The following is a 10661-nucleotide window of genomic DNA, read 5'->3' on the forward strand; positions in this document are numbered from 1 at the left end:
AATGGCGTGAAAGCAGGGTGAATTATTAATTCAATGTACGATCAAAATACTCTTTACTGTAAGCCTGTGCGAAATGATACGATGCTTTACGCTCAGCCAGTCGGAAAAATTTCTCAATATCACTGGCCGCCAGCGTATTAAAAGATTTCGATTTTTTGGCAAGGCTATCAAATGCGCTTTGTGCAAGCGTTTCAACTTTTGCCAGGTCGTAACCACATAGTTTTCCGTGACGTTTACGAATAACGCCATCGGCAATGACAGTATCAACATCGTTGCTGTGGGTCATTTGTACGACACCGCCAGCATAATTCATCATCGGAACAAAACCTTCCCTATGGCGAATGATAATTAGATCTGCCTTCTTACCGACGCTCAGCGAGCCAATCTCATCAGCAAGCCCCATCACTTTTGCGCCCCCCATCGTTGCCCAGTAAAGCGCATCACGAACGGTCGGGGTGATCTCAAAAGGCATACTGTCACGCTGGTGAATTTGGTCATTCGCCAGAGCACGTTCAATTTGGAGTGCAATATTCATTTGTGTAAACAGATCATCAGTTGTAACGCCCGTGAGATCCGTGCCAAGACCGAAGGGGATATCATGTTCAACGCATGCCCGGTATGGTAAAAAACCCATGCCCATTTGCAGTTCGCTTGATGGCGTACTGACCACGTATCCGCCGGTTTGGGCAATCAGTTTCCAGTCCTCGCCTGTTAAACCATTACTGTGAGCGTGCAGATGGCCGGGGCGTAATAAACCATGATCATCCAACTCTCTCAAACCGCGTAACAGAATTGAGGTTTTGGCTGCGCCAGTATGAGAAACACATTTGATTCCCAACTCATCAGTGAGCCTGATTTGCTGGGCCGAATGAGCAAACGGGACTGTGCCGAGGTCGGAAATCAACATCCCCATGCCAAGACGATCCTGTCTGTTGAATTGCGTACAGGATAGGTGCCTGGCCATGTCGAGACGATCTTCCTGAGATTTAAAACCGGACGGTTCAAAGTTATAGACCTGCATACCATAGGCATAGATGCCACGAATTCCGCTGTCCTTCATCCCCTGAATAGCATTAAAAGCATGGTCAGGCGTATTCACACAATCGTTAATTTCATAGACTGTTGTGGTACCTGCGTTAATAGCATTGATATTTCCTGATAATACTGCCGCATACATATTTGAGGCAGTAAATACCCCTCCAAACGCGTAGAATGTATTGATTAAAAAGGCAGGTAATGACTCTTCTGTAGAAACACCACGGAAAAGCGACATCCAGTTATGTCGATGTGCATCAACCATGCCCGGCATAACGATAGCGCCATGTGCGTCTATAAACTCAGCATCCTGATGATGATCAAAAGCATGTTCAGAGTGGCTAATTTCTTTGATGATATTCCCCTCAAGCAATACAGCTCCATTCTTAATATCACCAATATTCGCATCCATTGTAATATAAATACCACCACGAATAACTTTCTTGTGCAACTCCATTTTTCCTCCTGACTTATAAAAATAACCATAACAATAAAAACTCACATTACTTAAAACGAGGAGTTTTTATTGCAATAGATAATATGTGTGCTGGGTTTATATTCAGCAATGTAAAATGAAGGGGGGGGTTATCATGTATAAATACAGATAATCATCGTTAGTATTCGTAAAAACCACCTGCAGGAATATTTAAAGGTGAATGAATATCAGCCATCCTTTCAGCCATAAATCGACGAGGAGGTGTGCCGGTTGCTTTACGAAACATTGTGACAAAAGCTCCGGAGCTTTCATAACCCAGTTGATCCGCGATCACCTGTATCGATAGCCCTTGCGCCAGTAATGGCAATGCTTTCACAATGTGCATCTGACGGCGCCAGCGATTTATACTAAATCCCGTTTCTTTGGCAAAAAGCCGGGATAAGTTCCTTTCGCTCATATTCAACCGACAAGCCCATTGCGCAAGCGTTATCCGCTCAGAGGGTAATGACAGCATAGTATTTGCCAGCGCCAGCAAGCGTGTGTCAGTTGGCATAGGAAGATGAAGCCATTCCAACGGCGCTGCAATGATCTCATCTAACAGAACGGCTATCAGACGCGATGCCGCGCTCTCATGCGAATAATTTTGCGGCAGCGCGGCAGTTCGCTCAAGCAAGGCGCGTAGAAAGGGGGACACCGACATTGTGCAGCATGTTTCAGGTAAATTCTCCACCGTACCAGGCTCTATGAACACCACAAATCCACGAGGGTTTCCGCTACATTTTGCCCGATGCCTGAGTCCACCAGGTATCCATACGGCCCCCTGAGGCGGGACGATCCACAAATCATGTTCAGTTTCTAAGGTGATAAGCCCGGTATCAGCAAATAAAAGTTCAGCTTTGTTATGACTGTGAAACGGCAATTCCCATTGTTCCGTCACCATACCGAGACCAATTACCACGACTGGCTGCACTAACTCTTCCACGTACGTTGGCTCAACCTTAAATATAAACATCAGTATTCCTTAGCAGAGAAGGGCGTTAGCTTTCTCTCTGGCCTCGTTTTCAGTGGCAACAATAAACATAGGATACCCCCAGAATCTTTCGAAGGTTACTGAAAAGCTTTCCAGTTCTGTGCGCTTAGTAGTCTCTGGAATGATATGAATATGGCCTTTAATCAGTTGGCCAATAGCAGCTTTATTGTCCTTCATCCAGGTAGTAATCTTGCGGCGTTCATTAACATCATCATTTTCTTTATTGCTTTCAGTCGGTAATCCGCTACAGATAAAAACAAAGGGCTGTTTTTTTTGTAAAAGTTTTGAAATTGCAATCAGAATGTCATTTGAAGACGCATCTGACTCTATTGAATAATCCATTCTGACTCGCGGGAAATCATCGGTGTTAATTTTCATGTTAGGTCCTGAAATGTTTCGTTAGTGATGATGTAATCATAGATACCTGCCACGACAAAATCATTAGAGAGAAGGGACAAAAAATTCTTCAGTCAAGCCAGAAATGTTGCTTTAGGTGCGTAGGGGAAGAGGAAAATCTGTGAATTCATCTGCTTTCACGCATTTAAGAAAAATTTCCTTAATCACACCATGATCGAATTAACTTAATAAAAACAATAAGATATAAAGATTTTATGGTTTGTTTTTCTTACTTAAGATTGACTTGATATGATTTGAGAAAACAAAGGTTTTAATCTCTGGGATTATTCTTAAACTAGCAATCATCGTAGGGTTAATCCTACGGAGTCATAAGACATTACTGGCGTCGCTGTATCCCTCAATAAATACTCCGCTCTCAGCGGAGAGGGACTATTGAATTATTTATTACGATACCGATGTATTTATTAATTAAGGACAGACAATATGAAAATCAATAATCCTCATACCAGTTACATATTTGCAGCTGGTGGCCTTGCGTTATTGTTTGCGCAGATAGCGTATGCTGATTCAGCAAATACCATCACCTTTAAAGGCGAAGTGACCGAACAAACTTGCGAAGTCACAGTTAACGGTGTAAATGCACGACCGGTAGTATTACTGCCGTCTGTTGCGAAAAGCGATCTCGCGGCAGCAGCATCTTCAGCAGGCCTGACAACATTCACCCTCGGCGTTACTGGTTGTACTGTTGATTCTAATGCGTTGGATATTAAAACCGTCTTCGTTGCAAATAATATGACCGAGCGTGGAAACCTGGCTAATACGGGTACAGCGCAAAATGTTGAATTACAACTGCTGACCGATAGCGCGGGCACTACGCCGATTGATTTGCGTACTGGAACTCCAGTTGCAGGAATCACCGTTGCGGCCGGAAATACGTCCGGTGAGCACGACTTTGCCGTGCAGTATTTTAGCCCGAACGGTGGGGCAACCGCCGGGACAGTTGTCGGCACTGTGCAATACGCCATTTCCTATTTGTAAGCGAGATCTGCGTGATGAAAGGATTGGCTATTGGTTTAGCTGGAATGATGATGTGCTTCTGCGTGCAGGCAAGCATAGTGATGACTGGCAACCGGATAATCTATCCGGCAGACAGCCGGGAAGTCAGTGTGCAATTAACTAATCGCGGCGACGTCCCTGGTGTCGTTCAGGTTTGGCTTGATGATGGCGATGCACAATCAGTACCACAAACTGCGGCCGCTCCTTTTGTCACCACGCCACCGGTCTTTCGGATGGCGGCCCACGCGGGGCAAACTGTGCGGCTGCGTTACATCGGCAAACCCGTTGCACAGGACAGGGAATCGCTATGGTGGTTTAACTTCATTCAGATCCCGCCCATAAGCAAGGATGCGCAAAACGATAACCAGCTTCTGGTGCTGGTACGTAGTCGCGTAAAAGTATTGGTCAGACCCACAGGGCTGGTGGGTTCGCCGCTGGAGATGGCGAACACCAGCCGGGTCTGGCTGCAGAATGGCAAGCTGCATTTACGCAATAACAGTGGTTTCTATCTTGCGCTCTCGTCACTTGACGTCAGCGGTGCGGGAAAAAAACAGCGCATTCAGAGCGAAACGATCGCACCGTGGGCGACAATGTCGTGGCCTGCAAAAATTCCGCAATTGAACGACGCGCAAATGCGCTGGATTAACGATCAGGGAGCCTCATTAAGCGGGCGCGTGGCATTGGAGAAACAGGACAATGTCCGAAACTAATCCACGCTGGTGGTGGCTTTTTTTGCCCGCTGCGATGCCTGTTTTTGCCAGCAATTACACCTTTGACGAAACATTGTTGCTTGGGAGTGGTTACGAAAAAAGCCTGGCAATGCTCAACGATCCGGATGCGGTGGTCGCGGGACGTTATAGCGTGGATATCTGGCTCAATGGACGGTATGTAGGGCGGGATGATGTGTTGTTTCGCCAGAATACAGCAGGGCGTACCGAACCCTGTCTTCCGGCGAAATTCTGGGATGAACAGGGCGTAACAGCAGCGTCGGAACAAGCGCAGGATTGCTTCGCCCCTGAAGCTCGGATCAGCGGTGGACGCTGGGATTTTGACCAGAGCTTATTGCGTCTGAATCTCAGCGTTCCTCAAGCGGCATTAAAACGTACCCCCATGGATTATGTACCGCCGTCGCAGTGGCAAAGCGGCGAGAGCGTGTTGTTCAGTAACTACAATCTGCACGCCTATCACAATAAAAATAACGGTCAGCAAAGTGATTACGGTTGGCTGGGACTGAGCAGCGGATTCAACATGGGGAGTTGGCAATTTCGCCAACAGTCGTCTGCCAACTGGCGGCGCGATGGCGATCGAGAAAGCCAACGCTGGGATGCGCTGCAAACCTGGCTTCAACACCCTGTCGCATCTCTGGAAAGTTTACTGACGGTAGGCGAAAGCTACACCTCGGGAAATCTGCTTGGCAGTATGGCGTTTACAGGTGTCAAACTGGAAACCGATCAACGAATGTGGCCACAGTCGCGACGCGGCTACGCCCCAGAAATTCGTGGTACGGCATCTACACCTTCACGCGTTGTGGTCAAGCAGAATGGTCGAACGCTTTACGAAACCAGCGTACCACAAGGCCCTTTTGTACTTGATGATTTGCCGAATACAGCCTGGGACGGTGATTTACAAGTTGAAATCACCGGCGCCGATAACAAAAAGAGTAGCTATACCGTGCCATATGCCAGCGTACCTTTATCACTGCGTCCCGGCGTCTGGCGCTACGGTCTGGTGGCAGGTAAGACCCGGGATTACAGCGCCGCCGATGGTCTGTTTACCGATTTCACGCTTGAGCGCGGGATGACGAATCTCCTGACCGCTAATGGCGCTTTGCGGATCGGCGACGACTATCAGGCACTCCTGATGGGAGGCGTTCTGGCAACGTCGATGGGCGCTTTTGGTGTCGATGTTACCGGTTCGCGGGCCCGGATTGCTTCTCAAACCATGAGTGGCTGGCGGCTGCAAACCAACTGGAGCAAAACGTTCACTCCGATAGGAACTCACGTCGCGCTGGCGGGTTATCGCTATTCCACAGAAGGGTATCGTGACTACGGTGACGTTCTGGGTGAGCGAAGCGTCAGCGGAAGCAATGCGCAATGGCGCTCGGATACGCTGCGTCAAAAAAACCAGTTTACCGTTACGGTGAACCAAACGTTGAGCAGCTACGGAAACCTATGGCTGTCGGGATCAATGATGGATTACTACAGTGACCGTGGCAGCAGCACTCAGTTGCAGGCTGGGTATAACACCACCTTTGGACGAATGACGTTAGGTATGTCATTCAGCCGACAGGACACCTGGTGGCGTAACGGCGACCGTTCACAAGTGCAAAAAGAAAACATGGCAACGCTTACCCTCTCAATGCCTTTGGGTATAGGTGAACGTGAGCATACGCTGGCGCTGTCGGCGAGTCAGGCTCAACAGGCTGGGCGCAATGCACAGTTGGCATTGTCTGGTGCGCTTGATCAGGATGAAACCCTTAATTACGCGCTGTCCACTGGCTGGCAACAGGGGCAAGGTGAGTCAAACAGCGTGACCGACTGGGGTGGTTCACTGCAAAAAAATACGGCTTTCGGCACGCTAAACGGCAGCGTCTCACAGTCACAAAACTATCAGCAATGGTCTGCAGGGGTACGCGGGGCGCTCGTTGTACATCGCCATGGCATTGTTGCCGGCCCGTGGGTTGGCGACACATTTGCCCTGGTGGAAGCGCCAGGCGCTGCGGGAGCCAGAGTCGGGGGCGGCCAGGGTGCAACTGTGAACAGTGGGGGTTATGCGCTGGTCCCCTCATTGACACCTTATCGCTTTAACAATGTGACTCTCGACGGTAGCGGAATGAACACCAACGCAGAGCTTCAGGAGAGTCAACGGCGCATTGCGCCAATGGCGGGGGCCGCAGTAAAACTGCGTTTTGCAACGCTCTCTGGCTATCCGTTACTCATCACTGTGAAGAGTGACGTGACGTTACCGATGGGAGCGGCTGTGACCAACGGTCGAGGTCGTGTAGTCGGGATGGTTGCCCAGGCGAACCAGGTATATGCCCGCGTTGAAGAAGAAGAGGGACTATTGATGCTGGAAAGCAGTGATTGTTCGTTGCCGTGGAAACTTAACCAACAACAACGTACAGAACCGTTAATTGCATTAACGGTAGCTTGCGTAACAAAAGGGCGCTCATGAGACTATTTTTTCTGGTTCTGGCGCTGTTTTCTTGTCAGATACAGGCCGCCTGTGAATACATTATTTATCCATATAAATCAGGAAGTAGTGGCGCACAAGGTACGCACAGGCTTAGTGCAAGTACGGACGGCATTGCCAATGACTGGCGCTCCGGCGGCGGCAACGATGCCTGGAACGGGCTATTGCCGGGATTGAGTAAGTCTGTCGATATCACCAGTAATAGCAGTTTTCAGCCGGCAGGGACGATCCTGACCTCCAGCGGCGGGATCCCTTTTACCACTTATGCTCATAAAGGCGGCGGTTACGATCCTGAGCAGGTATTTTTCCGTTGTACACCGGACACCGCCGGGCAACTCTATGAAGCCTGGTCAACTAACGGCGATGACACCGTGGCTGGCTGGTATGAAGCAACGGATGTACCTGGCGCGTATCTGACCATCATGAAAAACGTCGTATTACGCTTGACGCACGATGCGACAGGCAGCGTCTTTACCGACAGCTGGCAGCAACGCCCACTGGAAAACCTGGATCTTGACACCAATGGCAACTTCCTGATTAAGGCCAAGAACTTCTCGACGATAAGTGCCGAGTTGATTAAAACGCTGGATACACGCTACTACGCCAACCAGGCGCAGTCTGCTACTTACAATAGTTATGTGAATCCCAATGCTTACGTGGTTTTTCGTGGGCCTGGTACAACTTCGTGGGGTATCAAGATAGGTCAGCCGCACCGTGGAGGAAACTGGGCTGGCTGGGCGAATGACTGGCCGTCAGTGATTAGCCTGTACAATAACGGGATCTTCGTCAAACGTGCAGCAATGTGTCAGGTTACCGATTTTACGCCCGTTGTGCATCTGCCGCCAATTTCCGTGGCCCAGCTCAAGCAGGGGGAGTATTCATCAGCGCCCTTCCAGATAGGATTTGCCTGCGAATCAACGGTGGTTTCCGGTGTGGCGACCGGGAAGAGCAATGTCGCAATGGGGCTGCTTGCACCGGAAAGCAGCGTCAACAGCGCCTGGGGTTTTAATTTGATTACTGGTAAAACCGTAACCTGGCTATTAGATACGCAATATGGCGCTCCCGGGCGGGCTCGCGGCGTTGGCGTGCGTGTTTACCGTGCGGGTAATCCGGTGAATTTTATGGCGGTATCAACTGTCGGCAGCGGTAGCGAAGGCGGCTGGATGCCAGTCATTGGCAGCAATACGCAGCAAAATGGCAGCCAGGATGGCATCAATTACTACAGCGAAAGCTTCGAAGCTCGTCTGGCAAGTTTTGGTGCAGATACGTTAACGGCGGGGGGCTACCAGTCACATGTACAAGTTTTATTGCGTATTCAGTAGCCTCTGGATGCTGGCATTTGGCCTACATGCGGCGGTTAACATCAGTACTACTCGGGTCATTTTCAACCACGGAGAGACTCAACGCTCGGTGATGTTAGTCAACGATGGTAATTATCCCGTGGTGGTTCAAAGTTGGGTAGATGACGGCACGCCAGAGAAAGGGCCATCACAGGCCAGTTCGCCTTTTATCGTGCTTCCCCCGGTGCTAAAAATTCTCCCCGGTGAACAACGCGAGATAAAGGTGATGACGACTGGGGCGGGGCTTGCCAACGATTATGAGTCGTTATTCTGGCTCAACGTGTACCAGGTTCCAGCGGAGTTGAAAAATAGCTCAACTGGTGAAAAAGTGCGCTTAACGTTAAGAAATCAGCTAAAAGTCCTATGGAGACCGAAAAACACAGGCGTGTTGACTGAAAAAAGCATCAATCTTCTGAGTTTTCACCATGAAAACGGGGGGATTTACGCTGTTAATCAGAGTTCCTGGAACATATCTCTGGCTAATGTAGCTTCAGGAGACTATTCCATAACTGGAATAGTGGTTTCACCGCGTTCCCGGCAGGTAATTTTTAAGTCAGCACCTCCTGAAATGCTGAATAATAAGATAAACTTTACTGTGATTAACGATGAAGGAAATCGTTGGGGATTTTCAACTGTCGTAAATTAACGCTGGCAGTGCTCGCTCTAGCTAAATTGACAAAAATCCATATTCAGGGAACATAATGGCACACGTGTTTTTGCTTAACAGTACCGTTGTATTCTGGCCAGAGCGGAACGTACTCTACGCGAAATCGGATGAGACCAAACGTATAACATTAAGCAATCCGGCAACCCGTTGTTTACTATTATTAATTCAACAACAGGGGCAGGTTATTGAACGTGATTATTTCTTTGAACATGTCTGGTATATTAACGGTGCGCAGGTCACCAATAATACGTTCTATCAGAATATTTCCTTGCTTCGTCGCGCGTTTAAAGAACTTAGCCTGAATGAAGAACTTATCGTAACCGTACCGAAAGTCGGGATCCGCCTGGAGCCACAACTGGAAGTGCTGGAACAGAAGATTGAAGAACCGCTTAGCGAGCTCTCTGTCACGCCATCGGTAACGTCGGTAAATACAGTGACAAAATCACTGCGTATGCGCTCACTGTGCTGGATTCTGGCGGGTGTTGTGTGCTGCGTTATAGCCGCAATAGTGACCTGGGAGGCACAGTTTGATCCCAGACTCAGTCGTTATGTGTCTTTAGGCGTAGGGGAGGGATGCCACTGGTACGCCAATCAGGATGTGCTTAAATTTGATCAGCACCAGCAGTTTATCAAAACAAGTACGCTGGATTGTCAAAGCTATCCCTGGGTTTATCTCACGCTGTATCCTAATTTCCCGCGGATCTCCGCATTAACTTGTCGAAAGCAATTTAGCCGCTGGCAGGATAATGATTGTGTGACCCATTATTATTTCGCGGAGTCCAGACATGTGGGGACGTAATATAAAATGGTGTGTTGGCATCATCTTAGCAGTAGCGTTAACAATTACTGTCACGATGACGTTACAAAACTGGCAGCGGTCACATTTTGATTGCTCCGGAGAATTAGTAATGGAGTATCCAGATATTCGTGGTGATATTTCAGTCAGGTACGTTTTTAATGGCAGCAATGGGGTAGCTATTTTACGCGGAAAAATCACTGATAATAACGGTGAAAAGCTGGCGGTAAATCAAAATGTCTGGTTTACCTTTACTCGCAAGGATGATGATTACTTTATGGAGTCCGGAAATGTCGCTTCAAGTTCCGGTGGCACTAACATTCATCCATTGTTAGCGAGAACGTTGCCAGATTTTTTCCTTAAACCCAAAGAACCATTTTATTTCAGCATATTGCGACTCAATAGCAGTACATGGCAGTTCTATACCAGCCGTTCGCCGTCGGTGTTTTGTCAGCGTTAAACCGTTGAGATTGCACTCTGTATAGCGTTTGCATACAGAGTGCTTGTGCTCAAAGCATCTCAACTGCAGGAGCGAACTTTGTTGCTCAGACCTTCATGATTGGTTATTCGACAGAGAAAGCAGAAGGGGTGAAGACTGAACTTGTCCATGGGATTAGAAGCCTGGTACAGTTCAAATTCAATTTAACATAATATACATTATGCGCACTGACGTTGTAATGGCTCAATAGTAATGTCCGCCTGTGGCTCAATTCAGATGTCCGCGCTATGGTAAGCTTCACTGGTCCGTTTAA

Annotated in this window: 10 protein-coding genes; 7 read left to right on the forward strand and 3 right to left on the reverse strand. The window is 48.4% G+C overall.

Features of this window, described 5'->3' with window-relative positions:
• Positions 1 to 25: 25 nt before the first annotated feature.
• The 3 genes from OGV85_RS00235 to OGV85_RS00245 form a co-directional block, all read right to left on the reverse strand.
• Positions 26 to 1492 carry an amidohydrolase family protein gene (locus OGV85_RS00235; RefSeq protein ID WP_086504085.1) on the reverse strand — a complete coding sequence of 489 codons (1467 nt, stop codon included), beginning with the start codon at positions 1490 to 1492 and terminating at the stop codon, positions 26 to 28.
• A 157-nt stretch (positions 1493 to 1649) separates the two neighbouring features.
• A complete protein-coding gene (locus OGV85_RS00240) occupies positions 1650 to 2483 on the reverse strand; it encodes an AraC family transcriptional regulator (RefSeq protein WP_003019952.1) in 834 nt (277 codons plus the stop codon).
• 9 nt (positions 2484 to 2492) lie between these two features.
• On the reverse strand, positions 2493 to 2879 hold the full coding sequence (locus OGV85_RS00245; RefSeq protein ID WP_003019950.1) for a hypothetical protein: 387 nt from the start codon (positions 2877 to 2879) through the stop codon (positions 2493 to 2495).
• A gap of 462 nt (positions 2880 to 3341) precedes the next feature.
• Here OGV85_RS00245 and OGV85_RS00250 point away from each other — a divergent pair, with 462 nt between their 5' ends.
• The 7 genes from OGV85_RS00250 to OGV85_RS00280 are packed head-to-tail and all read left to right on the forward strand — an operon-like array spanning position 3342 to position 10369.
• Positions 3342 to 3896, forward strand: a complete 555-nt coding sequence (locus OGV85_RS00250; protein ID WP_003019947.1) for a fimbrial protein — start codon at positions 3342 to 3344, stop codon at positions 3894 to 3896.
• 14 nt (positions 3897 to 3910) lie between these two features.
• Entirely contained in the window at positions 3911 to 4624 is a 714-nt protein-coding gene (locus OGV85_RS00255) for a fimbrial biogenesis chaperone (protein ID WP_231877195.1), read from the forward strand.
• Positions 4611 to 7088 (forward strand): fimbria/pilus outer membrane usher protein, encoded by a 2478-nt coding sequence (locus tag OGV85_RS00260; protein ID WP_061548263.1) that lies wholly within the window; start codon positions 4611 to 4613, stop codon positions 7086 to 7088. The genes OGV85_RS00255 and OGV85_RS00260 overlap by 14 nt, the downstream gene beginning before the upstream one ends.
• The gene (locus tag OGV85_RS00265; RefSeq protein ID WP_057064855.1) at positions 7085 to 8428 is read left to right on the forward strand and encodes a fimbrial protein; all 1344 of its coding nucleotides are present in this window, start codon (positions 7085 to 7087) and stop codon (positions 8426 to 8428) included. The genes OGV85_RS00260 and OGV85_RS00265 overlap by 4 nt, the downstream gene beginning before the upstream one ends.
• Before the next feature lie 7 nt (positions 8429 to 8435).
• Positions 8436 to 9092 carry a fimbrial biogenesis chaperone gene (locus OGV85_RS00270; RefSeq protein WP_032949285.1) on the forward strand — a complete coding sequence of 219 codons (657 nt, stop codon included), beginning with the start codon at positions 8436 to 8438 and terminating at the stop codon, positions 9090 to 9092.
• 55 nt (positions 9093 to 9147) lie between these two features.
• Complete coding sequence (locus OGV85_RS00275; RefSeq protein WP_061548262.1) at positions 9148 to 9912, forward strand: winged helix-turn-helix domain-containing protein; 765 nt, start codon at positions 9148 to 9150, stop codon at positions 9910 to 9912.
• Positions 9899 to 10369 (forward strand): YqeJ family protein, encoded by a 471-nt coding sequence (locus tag OGV85_RS00280; RefSeq protein WP_072291321.1) that lies wholly within the window; start codon positions 9899 to 9901, stop codon positions 10367 to 10369. The genes OGV85_RS00275 and OGV85_RS00280 overlap by 14 nt, the downstream gene beginning before the upstream one ends.
• The last annotated feature ends 292 nt before the right edge of the window (positions 10370 to 10661 follow it).

The organism is Citrobacter sp. Cf132, assembly GCF_030333885.1.
GTDB classification, from domain to species: Bacteria; Pseudomonadota; Gammaproteobacteria; order Enterobacterales; family Enterobacteriaceae; genus Citrobacter; species Citrobacter freundii.

Excerpts from the sequence above, each read along its gene's own strand:
- OGV85_RS00235 (WP_086504085.1), bottom strand. The coding sequence starts at position 1,492 with ATGGAGTTGCACAAGAAAGTTATTCGTGGTGGTATTTATATTACAATG.
- OGV85_RS00240 (WP_003019952.1), bottom strand. The coding sequence starts at position 2,483 with ATGTTTATATTTAAGGTTGAGCCAACGTACGTGGAAGAGTTAGTGCAG.
- OGV85_RS00245 (WP_003019950.1), bottom strand. The coding sequence starts at position 2,879 with ATGAAAATTAACACCGATGATTTCCCGCGAGTCAGAATGGATTATTCA.
- OGV85_RS00250 (WP_003019947.1), top strand. The coding sequence starts at position 3,342 with ATGAAAATCAATAATCCTCATACCAGTTACATATTTGCAGCTGGTGGC.
- OGV85_RS00255 (WP_231877195.1), top strand. The coding sequence starts at position 3,911 with ATGAAAGGATTGGCTATTGGTTTAGCTGGAATGATGATGTGCTTCTGC.
- OGV85_RS00260 (WP_061548263.1), top strand. The coding sequence starts at position 4,611 with ATGTCCGAAACTAATCCACGCTGGTGGTGGCTTTTTTTGCCCGCTGCG.
- OGV85_RS00265 (WP_057064855.1), top strand. The coding sequence starts at position 7,085 with ATGAGACTATTTTTTCTGGTTCTGGCGCTGTTTTCTTGTCAGATACAG.
- OGV85_RS00270 (WP_032949285.1), top strand. The coding sequence starts at position 8,436 with ATGCTGGCATTTGGCCTACATGCGGCGGTTAACATCAGTACTACTCGG.
- OGV85_RS00275 (WP_061548262.1), top strand. The coding sequence starts at position 9,148 with ATGGCACACGTGTTTTTGCTTAACAGTACCGTTGTATTCTGGCCAGAG.
- OGV85_RS00280 (WP_072291321.1), top strand. The coding sequence starts at position 9,899 with ATGTGGGGACGTAATATAAAATGGTGTGTTGGCATCATCTTAGCAGTA.